At 69.5% G+C, this 13,560-nt stretch carries 13 protein-coding genes; 6 read left to right on the plus strand and 7 right to left on the minus strand.

Annotated elements, in window-relative coordinates; translation table 11 throughout:
- Nucleotides 1-7 precede the first annotated feature (7 nt).
- On the plus strand, nt 8-658 hold the full coding sequence (locus tag IPF36_RS24705; RefSeq protein ID WP_135706007.1) for a UbiX family flavin prenyltransferase: 651 nt from the start codon (nt 8-10) through the stop codon (nt 656-658).
- A gap of 107 nt (nt 659-765) precedes the next feature.
- Here IPF36_RS24705 and IPF36_RS24710 read toward each other — a convergent pair whose 3' ends face one another.
- The 3 genes from IPF36_RS24710 to IPF36_RS24720 form a co-directional block, all read right to left on the minus strand.
- Nucleotides 766-966: a hypothetical protein gene (locus tag IPF36_RS24710; RefSeq protein ID WP_174544891.1), complete on the minus strand. Its 201-nt coding sequence runs from the start codon at nt 964-966 to the stop codon at nt 766-768.
- A 138-nt stretch (nt 967-1,104) separates the two neighbouring features.
- A complete protein-coding gene (locus IPF36_RS24715; RefSeq protein WP_195431017.1) occupies nt 1,105-2,622 on the minus strand; it encodes an aldehyde dehydrogenase family protein in 1,518 nt (505 codons plus the stop codon).
- Nucleotides 2,619-3,800, minus strand: a complete 1,182-nt coding sequence (locus IPF36_RS24720) for a saccharopine dehydrogenase C-terminal domain-containing protein (protein WP_133093499.1) — start codon at nt 3,798-3,800, stop codon at nt 2,619-2,621. Before IPF36_RS24720 ends, IPF36_RS24715 begins: the two co-directional genes overlap by 4 nt.
- A gap of 126 nt (nt 3,801-3,926) precedes the next feature.
- On the opposite strand from IPF36_RS24720, the gene IPF36_RS24725 reads away from it, so the two are divergent.
- Both IPF36_RS24725 and dapB read left to right on the plus strand, forming a co-directional pair.
- Entirely contained in the window at nt 3,927-4,376 is a 450-nt protein-coding gene (locus tag IPF36_RS24725; RefSeq protein ID WP_029048352.1) for an Lrp/AsnC family transcriptional regulator, read from the plus strand.
- A gap of 44 nt (nt 4,377-4,420) precedes the next feature.
- Nucleotides 4,421-5,230 carry a 4-hydroxy-tetrahydrodipicolinate reductase gene (gene dapB / locus IPF36_RS24730; RefSeq protein ID WP_133093498.1) on the plus strand — a complete coding sequence of 270 codons (810 nt, stop codon included), beginning with the start codon at nt 4,421-4,423 and terminating at the stop codon, nt 5,228-5,230.
- A 30-nt stretch (nt 5,231-5,260) separates the two neighbouring features.
- On the opposite strand, the gene IPF36_RS24735 is transcribed toward dapB, so the two are convergent.
- The 4 genes from IPF36_RS24735 to IPF36_RS24750 form a co-directional block, all read right to left on the minus strand.
- Nucleotides 5,261-6,004: a hypothetical protein gene (locus IPF36_RS24735; protein WP_133093497.1), complete on the minus strand. Its 744-nt coding sequence runs from the start codon at nt 6,002-6,004 to the stop codon at nt 5,261-5,263.
- A 204-nt stretch (nt 6,005-6,208) separates the two neighbouring features.
- A complete protein-coding gene (locus IPF36_RS24740) occupies nt 6,209-7,705 on the minus strand; it encodes a chloride channel protein (protein ID WP_195431020.1) in 1,497 nt (498 codons plus the stop codon).
- A gap of 212 nt (nt 7,706-7,917) precedes the next feature.
- Nucleotides 7,918-8,916, minus strand: a complete 999-nt coding sequence (locus tag IPF36_RS24745) for a tripartite tricarboxylate transporter substrate binding protein (RefSeq protein WP_195431023.1) — start codon at nt 8,914-8,916, stop codon at nt 7,918-7,920.
- 49 nt (nt 8,917-8,965) lie between these two features.
- On the minus strand, nt 8,966-10,459 hold the full coding sequence (locus IPF36_RS24750) for an acyl-CoA synthetase (protein ID WP_195431025.1): 1,494 nt from the start codon (nt 10,457-10,459) through the stop codon (nt 8,966-8,968).
- Between the two features lie 129 nt (nt 10,460-10,588).
- Between IPF36_RS24750 and IPF36_RS24755 the strand changes: the two genes are divergently transcribed.
- From IPF36_RS24755 to IPF36_RS24765, 3 genes are all read left to right on the plus strand, one after another.
- Nucleotides 10,589-11,494, plus strand: coding sequence for a LysR family transcriptional regulator (locus IPF36_RS24755; RefSeq protein WP_133093494.1), 906 nt, complete (start codon nt 10,589-10,591; stop codon nt 11,492-11,494).
- Nucleotides 11,495-11,667: 173 nt separating this feature from the next.
- Nucleotides 11,668-12,189, plus strand: a complete 522-nt coding sequence (locus IPF36_RS24760) for a helix-turn-helix domain-containing protein (protein ID WP_135706013.1) — start codon at nt 11,668-11,670, stop codon at nt 12,187-12,189.
- Nucleotides 12,182-13,540, plus strand: coding sequence for an MATE family efflux transporter (locus tag IPF36_RS24765; protein ID WP_135706014.1), 1,359 nt, complete (start codon nt 12,182-12,184; stop codon nt 13,538-13,540). Before IPF36_RS24760 ends, IPF36_RS24765 begins: the two co-directional genes overlap by 8 nt.
- Nucleotides 13,541-13,560 lie beyond the last annotated feature (20 nt).

Raw genomic sequence — 13,560 nt, forward strand, 5'->3', positions numbered from 1 at the left:
GCCCGCCATGCCCGTGAGCGCTGCCCCGCCGGCCACGGCGGGGTCTGTACCACCGCGGCGGCTGATCGTCGCGATCACGGGCGCCACCGGCGCCATCTACGGCGTGCGCCTGCTGCAGGTGCTGCGCGCGGCGCCCGCGGTGGAAACCCACCTGCTGATTTCGCCGGCCGGCGTGATGAACCTGCAGCACGAGCTCGACATCGGCCGTGCCGAGGTGGAAGCGCTGGCCAGTGTCGTGCACAACGTGCGCGATATCGGCGCCACCATTGCCAGCGGCTCGTTCCGCGCCCACGCGATGGTGGTGGCGCCCTGCTCCATGCGCACGCTGGCCGCGATCGCGCATGGCCTGTCGGATAACCTGATCGCGCGCGCCGCCGACGTCACGCTGAAGGAGCGGCGCAAGCTGGTCTTGATGGTGCGGGAAACGCCGCTGAACCTTGCGCACCTGCGCAATATGACGGCGGTGACGGAAATGGGCGGGATCGTGTTCCCGCCGGTGCCGGGCTTCTACCAGAAGCCGCAAAGCATTGCCGAGCTGGTCGACCATACGGTCGGCCGGGTGCTGGACCTGGTCGACCTGCCCGAGATCGGCCAGACGCTCACGCCCAGCTGGGGCGGGCTCAACGCCCGGCCCGGTGACGCGGCGGGCGGCAACTGAACGCTGTTGCCGGGCTCCCCGCCGTTGCTTCAATCCTGCCTACCTTGCCGCAACCTCCGGCAATCGCGGCGGTGCTGCTGTCATTCCAGCTGTCATTCCAGCTGTCATTACCAACGACGATAGCCACGGCCGTAGTAGCCGTAGCCGCCGTAGTAATACGGCCGCGGAGCGACCACGACCGGCGCGGGGGCAACATAGACCGGCGCGGGACCCACGGCGGGACCGGCGGGAGTGGGATAGACGGCGCAGCCGCCCAGCAGGGTGACCGATGCCGCCGCGGCAGCCAGTCCAATCGTCAGCAGTTTCATGGTGTTTTCCTAGGGGGCCTCAGGGCCGGAAACGGGCATGTGCCTGCCCTGCTGACGTTATACGGGCAGTTTGCGTAATACGGCGTCAAAGGCATGTAAGGCTTGTTACCGTTCCCTACGGCGCTCGTGATGCCGCCTTCAGATCTCGAACCTGATCCCCTGCGCCAGCGGCAATGAATCGCCGTAGTTGATGGTGTTGGTCGCCCGGCGCATATACCCCTTCCACGCATCCGATCCCGACTCGCGCCCGCCGCCGGTCGCCTTCTCGCCGCCGAAGGCGCCGCCGATCTCCGCCCCGCTGGTGCCGATATTGACGTTGGCGATGCCGCAGTCGCTGCCCGACGACGACAGGAAGCGCTCGGCCTCGCGCATCGACTCGGTGAAGATGCACGACGACAGCCCGTGCGCGGCGGCATTGTTCAGCGCGATCGCCTCGTCGAAGCTGGTGTACGGCATCAGGTACAGGATCGGCGCGAAGGTCTCGGTCAGCATGGTGTCGTGCTGCACGTCGGTCATCACCAGCGCCGGCCGCACGTAGCAGGCATGCGGGAAGCGCGCGGCCAGCAGCCGTTCGCCGCCAGTGACGATATTGCCCTGCGCGCGGCACGCGGCAAGCGCGTTGGCCATGGCGTCGCCCGCGGCGTTGTCGATCAGCGGGCCGATCAGCGTGCCGTCGTCGAGCGGATCGCCGACCGGCAGCCGGTCGAACACCGTGACCAGCCGGCTCGCCATGGTATCCATCAGGTCGGCATGGACGAAGCAGCGGCGAAGCGTGGTGCAGCGCTGGCCCGCCGTGCCCGCCGCTGCAAAGGTGATGGCCCGCACCGCCAGCTCGATATCGGCCGAAGGTGCGACGATGGCGGCGTTGTTGCCGCCCAGCTCGAGAATGCTGCGCTTGAACTGCCCGGCGCAGGCGATGCCGACCTCGCGACCCATGCGGGTAGAGCCGGTCGCGCTGACCAGCCGCACCGCCGCGTGTTGCACCAGGTGGTTGCCAAGCATGCGCCCGCCCGGCAGCACCGCGGTGATGCCGGCATGCTGCGGCGCCGCCGCAGCCAGCACGCGCTCTAGCAGCCCGTGCGCGGCCAGCGCGCACAGCGCCACCTTCTCCGACGGCTTCCACAGCACGCCGTTGCCGCACACCAGCGCCAGCGCCGCGTTCCACGCCCACACCGCCACCGGGAAATTGAAGGCCGAGATCACGCCGCACAGGCCGTACGGATGCCAGGTCTCGCGCATGGCATGCTGCGGACGCTCCGAGGCGATGGTCAGCCCGTGCAGCTGGCGCGACAGGCCCACGGCGAAGTCGCATATGTCGATCATCTCCTGCACCTCGCCCAGCCCTTCCTGCAGGATCTTGCCGGATTCCAGCGACACCAGCCGGCCGAGCGCGGGCTTGTGCTCGCGCAGCACCTCGCCGTAGCGCCGCACGATCTCGCCGCGTGCCGGTGCCGGCAGCAGCGCCCAGGTGCTCTGCGCCGCGTGCGCGCGCGCGATCAGCGCATCGGCCTGCGCCGGCGTGCAGGCCGGCACATGGCCGATGGCCTCGCCGTCTACCGGCGAGCGCACCGTCACCGCGCCGGCAGGCGTGCCGTCCTGCCATGGGCGCGGCAGGCCCAGCGAATCCCAGCAGGCTGCAAACTCTTGCGCTTTCATACGTGGGTCTCCTGCAGCGGATGCTGCGTGTAGTGGCGGCCGAAGCGGTTCTTGAGGAAGGCGTCGAGCGGCATCGTCTCCTGGCGCACGAAGCCGGCCTGCGGCAACGCGCCGGTGGCTACCATGTCCAGCGCGGTGCAGATGCCCGCCGCGGTGGTCAGCTGGATCGCGTTGAGGTGCCCGTCCTTGTTGTCGACCCCGCCGATGCGCGCCGAGAACGAAGCCTGCGTCAGCGGCCCGCGCCCGCGTTCGCCGCCGGCCGGGTAGCCGGTGGCGGTGGCGAACACGATCACCACGTCCTGCTCGGTCACCGGGATGGCGCGGTCGAAGATCTCGCGCAGCCAGTCGCGGCGCTCGCGCAGGCGCAGGTCGTTGAGCAGCAGCTTCATCAGCGCGCAGTGGCCGGGGTAGCGGATGGACTTGTAGTCGACGTGGCGCGCGCGCCCGGCCAGCGTCTCGGGCAGCGTGCCAAGGCCCCCAGATGTATTAAAGGCTTCGTACTCGATACCGTCCAGCGCAAAGCTTTCCAGCCCTTCCAGCGCCGGCAGTTCGACGCGGCGGCCGTCGACGATGGCTTCGCACGGGTTGCAGTATTCGTTGATCAGTCCCTCGGTGCTCCAGGTCAGGTTGTACTTGAGCGCGTTGCTGGGGTAGCGCGGCAGCGCGCCGACCCGCATCTGCAGGTCCAGCAGCTCGCCGCCGCCACGCAGGAAGCGCCGCGCCAGGTCATTCCCGACCACGCCGATAAAGCCCGGCGCCAGCCCGCACTGCGGCATCAGCACAGAGCGCGCGTTCTGCGCCAGCTGGCGGATCGCATGGGTGGCGGCCACGTCCTCGGTCAGGTCGAAGTAATGCACGCCCAGGCGCGCCGCGACCGAGGCCACGGCGATGGCGGCGTGGAAAGGCAGCGCATTGAGCACCGCGTCGGCGCCGGCCAGCAGCGCGGCGCAGGTGCCCGGCTCGGTAGGATCGCCGGCGCGCGCCAGCACGCCCCGCGGCAGGCCGTCGAGGCGGCGCGCGTCATGGTCGACCACGCTGACGCGGTAGTCGCCGGTGTCATGCAGCATGGCGGCAATGGTGCGCCCGATCTTGCCTGCGCCCAGCACCGTCACATGCAGCGGGCGTTTCGCCTTGGGCAGGTCTGGTGGGGCCTGCCGGCCCAGGTTCGAGGGTTGCATGGTGCCTCCGTCCACAAGAAAGGTTGTCCCGTGACTGGAGTATGGATAGCGGCTGCGACGGAATGAAGGCACAAGAACGACGAAAACCCGCCATAATCGAACGAACCGACGAACCTGTCCGACGTTATGACCGAACTCGACGTGACCGACCGCCATTTGCTGTCGTTGCTGCAGGCGAATGCGCGCGAAAGCGCCGCCAACCTCGCACGGCAGCTGGGCATCGCCCGCACCACCGTGGTCGCCCGCATTGCCCGGCTGGAGCGCAGCGGCGTGATCGCAGGCTATGGCGTGCGCCTGGGGCAGAAGATGGAAGACAACGTGATCCTGGCCTATTGCGGGCTCTCGGTGCAGCCCAAGGCCGCGCCGGCGATCCTGCGCGCGCTGCAGCGCCTGCCCGAGATCGAAGAGGTCAACTCGGTCAGCGGGCCGGTCGATTACCTGGTGGCGATCCGTTGCGACACGCACGACCGGTTGGACCGGCTGCTGGACGAGATCGGCATGCTCGACGGCGTGAACCACACCACCACCTCGATCGTGCTGGCGCGCAAGCTGGACCGCCGGCGCGCTGCCGGCTGAAGCGGTATGCTCGCAGACCGAACAAGCCAAAGCGGAGATATCCAATGAGCAATCCGATCCGTGTCGCCGTAGGCGGCGTGACCGGCTGGGCCGGCGGTGAACTGGCGCGCGGCGTGGCGCATGCCTCCGACATGGCGCTGGTGGCAGGCCTGTCGCGCGGCGCCGCCGGGCAGCCGCTGGCGCAGCTGACCGGCCATGCCGACACGCCGGGCGTGGCTGCTGCCAGCATCGAAGCGCTGGGACAGACGCCCTATGACGTCTATGTCGAGTACACCAAGCCGGCCATCGCCAAGCACAACATCCTGCAGGCACTGGCGCACGGCGCGCACGTGGTGGTGGGCACTTCGGGGCTGACCGACGAGGACTACGCGGAGATCGACGCGGCCGCGCGCCAGGCCGAGCGCGGCGTGCTGGCATGCGGCAATTTCGCCATCACCGTGGTGCTGCTGCAGAAGTTTGCCGAGATGGCGGCGCGCCACCTGGAACACTGGGAGATCATCGACTACGCCAAGGCCGGCAAGGTCGACGTGCCGTCGGGCACGGTGCGCGAACTGGCCTACCGGCTCGGCCAGGTCAAGACCGCCGCGCAGGCGGTGCCGGTGGACCAGGTCAACGGCCCGAAGGAAACCCGCGGCGCGACCATGTCGGGCACGCAGGTGCACGCGGTGCGGCTGCCAGGCTACCAGCTCGGCGTGGAGGTGATCTTCGGCGCCGACGGCCAGCGCCTGCACCTCAAGCACGAGGCCGGCGACGGCTCCAAGCCCTATGTCGCCGGCGCGCTGCTGGCGATCCGCAAGGTCCACACCGTGCGCGGCGTGGTGCGGGGGCTGGACAAGGTGATGGAAGGCCTGTGACGGCCGCGGGCCGCCACAGCCTCGCGCTGCTTACCAGCTGCCGGGATTGACCGGCTTGGCAGGCGGCTTGGCGGCCGCCTTTTCGGTCTTTTCAGGCTTGTCAGCCTTGCCTTTCGCCGCGGGCGCCGATGCGGGGTTCAACTTGCCGTCCACCTCTGCATCCTTTTCCGCCATCAGCGCGCGCGCCTGGGGCAGCAGCATCTCGATGGTGCCGGTGGCCGGGTCTTCCGGCATCGCATACAGCTCGACGGTCAGTGGCCTCTTCGTCCACCCGGCATGGATCGTCTTGACGGTCTTGCCGGCCTTGTCGCGCATCTCTTCCTGTTCCTGGCGGAACGGCTTGCCATACAGCGCGTTGATGCTGTCAACGGCGGCCTGCTGCGAATTGGCGCCGGCGGTCGGGACCACCAGGCCAACCAGCGCATTGCGGTCGACAAAGGCCACCAAGTGCGGGCCATCCATGAAGCCCGGGCGCTTGTCGCGCGGCACGCCAACCTGGCGCACCAGGCCGTCGCCCTTCAGTTCCACGCAGAACGCGGTCACGTCGCGGCCATCGGGCGAGCGCTTGTCGGCGCAGTCGGGCAGCGCGGGCAGCGGATTGCCGATCTCGAGCATGCCCAGCAGCGGCGCCAGCGCGCTGTTTTCGGGGCTGCTGGCTGTCTTGGCGGTCTTGGATTCTGCTGCCGCGGCAGCGGGCTTGGCGGCGGGGGCGGCAATGGCGCCGGCGGCGCCCAGCAGGCCGGCGAGCGCCAGCCCGGCAACGGGGAATTTCAAAGTCTGACTCCTGGAAATCGGCTCCGGGTTGGAGCGCGCCCCGGCCGGGATGTTCCACGGGCCGGGGGGCGGCACCGCTCACGCATGGCAGCGGGGCTGCGGCGTACGTGCCGCAAAAGTCACCTGACAGCCTGCGGATCGGGGCGAGCGCTAGCTTAACCGATCGCCCCGGCGGCTCCTGCACATAGCGCCGCGGTGCGACTCTCAGGCTGGCGCCTTGCTTGCCAGCGCCTGCGCCTCGCGCCTGAAGCCGTGGCTCACCTGGTGGTAGAACGGGCGCGGCGAGAACTGCCGCGCGATAAACGACGACAGCAGCGACGCCGCCAGCAGGAACACGGTCAGGTCCTGCGTGCGCGTCATCTCCATCACGATCACGCTGGCGGTGATGGGCGCCTGCGTGGCCGCGGCCAGGAACGCCGCCATCGACACCAGCGCCAGCACGCGCGGCTCGGCCATGCCGGTGACGAACTGCGCCACGTTCTGGCCGATGCCTGCGCCGATCGCCAGCGCGGGGGTGAAGATCCCGCCCGGGATGCCGGCAAAGTAGGACACCACCGTCGCCACCAGCTTGGCGATGCCGAACCACAGCGTGGCGTGGGACTCGCCGTTGATCAGCGCCGCGGCCTGCTCGTAGCCGGTGCCAAAGGTAGCGCCCGAGGTCGCCACGCCGAGCACGGCCACCACCAGCCCGCAGCCGAACGCCACCCACACCGGATGCTGCGTAGCCAGGCCGCCCCAGCGCGCGGGCAGCAGCCCGGAAACGCCGCCGGCCAGCGCCTTGGCAAAGAAGCCGCCCAGCACGCCATTGAGCAGCGCGCACACCAGAACCGGGCCCCACGCATTGCTCAACACCAGCATCGGCACCTTGACCACGAAATACGGGTTGTTGCCCAGCACCGCCAGCGACAGGAAACCGGCGGTCAGCACACCCGACAGCACCAGCCGGTCCCAGCGCACGGCGGTGCCGCGCCCCAGTTCCTCGATGGCGAACACCACGCCGGCCAGCGGTGTATTGAACGCGGCCGCCAGCCCGCCGGCCGCACCCGCGGCGATCAGCGCATTGGGATGGAAGCCGATGCGGAAGCGCAGTTTCTCCTGGCACCAGTGGCCCCACGCCAGCATACCCGCGGCGCCGACCTGCACCGATGGCCCTTCGCGGCCCACCGACGCGCCGGCCAGTAATGCCAGCGTGGTCAGCAACACCTTCCACATCGATTGCCGCAATGACACCAGCGCGGTCTGTGCCGGACCATTCGGCGGCAACGTGAACGCGGCGATCACCTGCGGAATGCCGCTGCCGCGCGCCTGCGGCGCAAAGCGGATCGTCAGCCAGCGCAGCGCTGCCAGCCCGAACGGCAGCATTACAAACGCCAGCCACGGCGTGGCCTGCGTCAGGTGGTGGTTCCAACGCAGCGCCACCTCGGCGATCCATGCGAACACCAGCGAAAACAGGCCAACGCAACCGGCGCCGAACATGAACACCGTGTAGCGCAGCGTGGTGCGCGATATGCGGCTGGCCTGGCGCGACTTGCGCGAGGCGGCAACGCGGGCGCGGCGGGTGAGCTTGTTCAGCAGGCGGGGATCGGGATGCGGTGCGGTGGGGTCAGGCTGGGCCTCGGCGTCTGGACGCTGCCCCGGCTCCGCGGATGACGGATTGGCGGAATCGGGATCTTTAGGATCGGTGGGCTCGCGCTCGGTCATGACACGGGGGGCGTTGCTGGGGCATTCGGCGCGGTGACGGGACTTGCACGGCCGGGATCAGCGAGAACTATACGCCCATCGTTGCGGCGTGGGCCAAGGGTGGCCGGTGATCGGCTCGCGAGCAATTGAGTAAGCTGCCGCCCGTGGTGAACGCTCCCCTCCCGCGAAGTGGGAGAGGGGAGCAAAGCCTCAGTCAGCGAAAGCCAGCGTACTCAGTCCAGCGAAATATTGTTCGCCTTGATCACCTTCCCCCAATGCTCCCGGTCCGCCTCGATATACCGGTCGATCTCCGCCTGCGTGCGCGGCGGCTGCACGATCAGCCCGAGCGCGCTGAAGGTCGCGCGGAACTGCGGGTCCTTCAGCACGTGCGAAGCGGCCGCCTGCAGTTTGGCTACGGCTTCAGGCGGCGTCTGCGCCGGCACCGCCAGCCCGAACCACGTCGCTGCCTGGAAATTGGGATAGCCGCTCTCGGCCACGGTCGGCACGTTGGGCAGCACCTCCAGCCGGGTGCGGCCGGTGACCGCCAGCGCCTTGAGCTTGCCGGCCTTGATATGCGGCAGCGAGGTGCTGACCACATCGACCATCAGTTGCACGTCGTTGGCCAGCAGCGCCGCCAGCGCGGGCGCGCTGCCGTTGTAGGGCACATGCGTGACGTTGATGCCGAGCTCGGTCTTGAGCATCTCGGTGGCCAGCTGCAGCGCGTTGCCCAGCCCCACCGATGCATAGTTGAGCTTGCCGCCGGACGACTTGGCGTAGGCCGCGAATTCCTTGATGTTGCCGGCCGGCACCTGGGTGTTGGTCACCACCACCAGCGGCGCCTCGGCACCAATCGTGAAGATCTTGAAGTCCTTGGGCGGATCGTAGCTGATCTTCTTGTACAGCATGGGGTTCAGCACCATGCTGCCGTTGGTCGCCAGCACCATGGTGTAGCCGTCGGCGGGCGCGCGTGCCACGCTGTTGGTGCCGATCATGGTGGCGGCGCCGGGGCGGTTTTCCACCACCACGGTCTGGCCCAGCTGTCGCGACATGCCGTCGGCGAGCGCGCGTCCGAACTGGTCGGTCGAGCCGCCCGGCGTGTACGGCACCACCAGCTTGAGCGGCCGGTCCGGATAGGCGGCCAGCGCGGCGCCGCCCCACAGAGCCAGTGCGCATCCGGCGCCGGCTGCCATCGCGGCGAGCCAGGCCCGCCGTCCTTTCTTGTCCTTGTGCATCGCGTCTCCTCCTGTGGTTATCTCTGTATCGCCGCGCTGCCCGGTAGACTCAGACGCGCCGCTGGCGGCCTTCCCAGTATCGGTCACGCAGCCGGCGCTTGGCGAGCTTGCCGGTCTCGTCGCGCGGCAGCTGCGGCTCGACCACGATGCTACGCGGCACCTTGAAGCCCGACAGCCGCTGGCGCAGCCATTCGATGACCTCGGCCTCGCGGATTTCCACGCCCGGCATCGGCTGCACCATGCCGAGCAGGCGCTCGCCGTACTCGTCGTCGGGGACGCCGAACACCACGCAGTCGGCCACGCCGGGATAGCGCACCAGCTCGTGCTCGATCTCGGCCGGGTAGATGTTGACGCCGCCGGAGATGACCATGTCGGACGCGCGGTCGCAGATGAACAGGTAGCCGTCGGCGTCGACGTAGCCCATGTCGCCCAGCGTCACCAGCCCGCCGCGGTCGATCGCGCGGCGCGCGGCCTCGTTGTTGCGGTAGCTGAAGTCGGGATAGGCGGGCTGGCGCACGTAGACCAGGCCGATCTCGCCCGGCGCGCACTCGCGGCCGTCTTCATCCAGGATGCGCAGCTGCGCGTCGTCGACCGGGCGGCCGGCGGTGCCGGGACGCGCGGCGGCGTCTGCCGGCGTGGCCACGGTGATCATGCCGGCCTCGCTGGAGGCATAGGTCTCGTGGATGATCGGGCCGAACCAGTCGAGCATGGCGCGCTTGACCTCCGGCGCGCACGGCGAGCCGGTCGAGGCGACGAAGCGCAGCGACGACAGGTCGTACCTGGCGCGCACCTCGGGCGCCAGCTTGAGCAGGCGCACGTACATGATCGGCACCAGGTAGACCACGTCGATGCGGTGCTTTTCGATCAGCGCCAGCACCTGCTCGGCGTCGAAGCGCGGCGTGATCACCAGGCGCTCGGCCATCTGCAGCGCGTTCTGGATAAACGAGCTGGGCGCGCTGTGATACAGCGGCGCCGACATCAGCGCGCGGCAGCCCGGCTCCAGGCCGTAGGTCTGCCGCACCAGCGAGCGCGCGCGCGCCTGCTGCGCTTCGAGCTGGTCCAGCGGGACCGGAGCGCGTATCACGCCCTTGGGCCGGCCGGTGGTGCCGGACGTGTAGGCCATATGGCCGCGCGGCGCCACGCGCGGGCCGTCATAGGCCGGCTGCTGCGCCAGCCAGCCTTCATATTCGGTCGCGCCCTCGGCGCTGCCGCCGACCGACAGCACCGTCATGCCGGCGGGCACGGCGTCACGCACCGCGGCCAGCAGGTCGGACTGAACCAGCAGCACCTTGGCGCCGCTGTCGGCCAGCAGGAAGCGCACCTCTTCGGCGGTGAAGTGCCAGTTGATCGGGCAGTAGTAGCAGCCGGCGGTGCGGCAAGCGTTGACCACGTCGGCGTAGGCGGGATCGTTGCGCAGTAGCACGGCGACCACGTCGCCCTGCTCAACGCCCAGCCGGCGCAGGCCGCCGGCGAGTTGTGCGCCGCGCGCCACCAGTTCGTCGGCGGTGCGGTGCATGTCTTCAAACCAGAGGTCCGTGGCCATCCGTTGTCTCCCTTTCTCGCTTAGCTGACTATCAGCTTGCCACTGTATCGGCACGGTCATTCATCGACAATCACGCGCAGCGGAATCACAATGTTGCGCCAGACTCGACAATCCCACAGGCAATCCCGGATGGACCTCAACCTGATCCAGGCCTTCGTCGATATCGTCGACGCCGGCAATCTTGCCGAAGCGGGCCGGCGGCGCGGCGTCACGCGCTCGCAGGTCAGCCGCCAGTTGCGCGAGCTGGAGCACCAGGCCGGCGCCCAGCTGCTACGCCGGACCACGCGCCGGCTGGAGCTGACCGAGCCCGGCCACGCGCTGTACCAGCACGGCGTGCGCATCTTGCAGGAGGTGACTTCGGCACAGGCGGAGATCGACAGCCTGGGCAAGACCCTGCGCGGCCATGTGCGCGTGAGCGTGCCGACCGGGCTGGGCGACGCCTATATCGCGCCATTGCTGCTGCGTTTCGCCAAGCTGCATCCCGGGATCACGCTGCGGGTGTTCTTCGCCAACCGCGTCAACGACCTGATCGCGGCCGAGATCGACGTGGCGCTGAAGGTCACCTCGGCACCGCCGCTGGACCATGTGGCGCGCGAAATCTGCGATATCCGCTGGCAACTGTATGCATCGCCGGATTACCTCGCGACCATTCCGCCCGTGCGAGTGCCGCCGGACCTGGCGGGGTGCAGCTTTCTTTGCCCGCCCTATACGCCGCGCCAGTTTGCGCTGTCGTTGTACCGCGAGGGCCAGCGTGTCGACGTGGCGCTGACGCCGACGCTGCAATCCGAGCACTTCCTGTTCCTGGCGCGCGCGGTCAGCGAGGGGCATGGCATCGGCCTGCTGCCGGTCTATATCGGTTGGGAGGCGGTGCAAGCCGGCACGCTGGTGCCCGTGCTGCCGGACTGGCGGCCGGAAGGACTGGGCAACCGGCTCTACATCATCACCACGCCGAACCTGCATCCGTCGATGGCCACCCGCGCGCTGATCGGCTTCATGCGGGAAGAGCTGGGCAAGATCGAAGTCTTTGCAGCCTGAAGCTCGACATGGCCGGCAGGTTCAGCCAGCGCCGCCCCGTTGGCGACGGTGGCCGGTAATCGAACAGAATCCCCTGCGGCCCCCTCCCGATGCTGAACGAACTTTCATTCTGCAAGCTATGCTTCATGAAACTTGCAAATTGAAAGCAAGAGACCGACCGAGGCGCCGAGACCATGCCACCCACCCCAACCGATTTCACTTCCATGCCCTGCCCGGTCGCCCGATCCATGGCGGTGCTGGGCGAGCGCTGGGCCATCCTGGTGCTGCGCGAGGCCTTTTACGGCAGCACGCGCTTCGACGAGTTCGAACGCAACCTGGGCATCGCCCCCAATATCCTCAGCGCGCGGCTCAAGACGCTGGTGGCGCACGGCCTGCTGGCCCGCGTCACGCCAGAGGGCGGCGGCCGCCATGTCTACCGGCTGACCGACAAGGGCCGTGACTTTTTTCCGGCCTATGTCGCGCTCAAGGCCTGGGCCGACCGCTGGATGACCGATGAGAAAGGTCCGCTGACGCTGCTGCAGGACCGCCGCACCGGCCAGGAAATCGCCGAGCCCGCACTGGCGCGCGCCGACGGCACGCCGATCACGCTGGACGACGTGCGCGTGCTGCCGGGCCCTGGCGCCGGCCGCTTCCTGCAGCGCCGCTTCGGCGAACCCGACAGCGTGGGCCACGGCGCGGAGCACGGACATGAGTGAAACCGGCGCCTTGCCCGCCGGCACCGTACCGGCCGAGACAGTCCCCGCCACGGAACTCGCCCGCCGCATCGGCCGCCTGGCCGGCCCGACCGCGCTGATTGCGGTGCTGCAGGCGGTGGGCCAGCTGATCGAAACCTGGCTGGCCGCGCGCCAGGGCACCGCCGCGCTGGCGGGTTGGGCGGTGGTGCTGCCGTTTGCGCTGCTGCTGCAGCAGATGTCGGCCGGCGCCATGGGCGGCGGCGTGGTCGCGGCGATCGCGCGGGCGCTGGGCGCCAACAAGCGCGAGGAAGCCTCGGCGCTGGTGATGCATGCGCTGCTGATCGCGGTCACGGCCGGGCTGGCCTTTGCGGTGGTGCTGGCCGGCTTCCCGCGCGGGGTGCTCGGCGCCGTGGCCGGCGGCACCGCTGCCGAAGCTGCCGCCAGCTATGCGATCTGGCTGTTCGGCGCTGGCGCGATCCCGGCGTGGCTGGCCAATACGCTGGCCTCGGTGCTGCGCGGCGGCGGTCGCCATGCGCTGGCGGCGCGCGTGCTGGCGCTGATGTGGGTGGCCTTCCCGGTGCTGGCATGGCTGCTGGCCGAACCCGCCGGCATGGGGCTGGCCGGCATCGGCGCCGCGCTGGCCGCGGTCTCGTGGGCCGCGGCACTGGCGATGGCGATCGTGGTCGCACGCGGCGGCGCCGGCTTCGTGCCGGTGCTGCGGGTGCGGCCGTCGTGGGCGCTGTTCTCGCGCATCCTGTCGGTGGGGCTGGTGGCGTGCGCGCTGGCGTCGGTGGCCAACCTGACCACCATCCTCGTCACAGCGCAGCTGCGCCATCATGGCACCGCGGCGGTGGCGGCCTATGGGATCTCGGCGCGGCTGGAATTCCTGATGATCCCGCTGGCGTTCGGCGTGGGTTCGGCGCTGACGGCGCTGGTCGGGCGCGCGGTCGGTGCGGGCGACTGGCATACGGCGCGCCGCACCGCATGGGTCGGCGCCTTCCTTGCGCTGGCGATCGCGGGTACGGCCGGTGCGGCGGTCGGGCTGGCGCCGGTGCGCTTTGCCGGCCTGTTCACCAACGATGCGGAAGTCATCGCCATCGCGGCGCGCGCGCTGTCATGGGTGGGGCCGGCGTTCGGCGGCTTCGGGCTGGGAATGGCGCTGTACTTTGCCTCGATGGGCGCCGGGCGGATGCGCTGGCCGGTGGCGGCGGGGCTATGCCGGATCGCGCTGGCGGCGGGGGGCGGCTGGGTGCTGGCGAATGTGTTCGGGATGGGGCTGGACGGGCATTTCCTGGGGGTGGCGCTGGGAATTACGGCGTATGGGGTGGTGACCGCGCTGGGGGTCAGGCAGGGGGAGTGGTCGGCGCGGTAGGGATGACTGTCGCATCCCGC

It is taken from the genome of Cupriavidus sp. IK-TO18 (genome assembly GCF_015549295.1).
Taxonomy (GTDB): Bacteria; Pseudomonadota; Gammaproteobacteria; order Burkholderiales; family Burkholderiaceae; genus Cupriavidus; species Cupriavidus oxalaticus_A.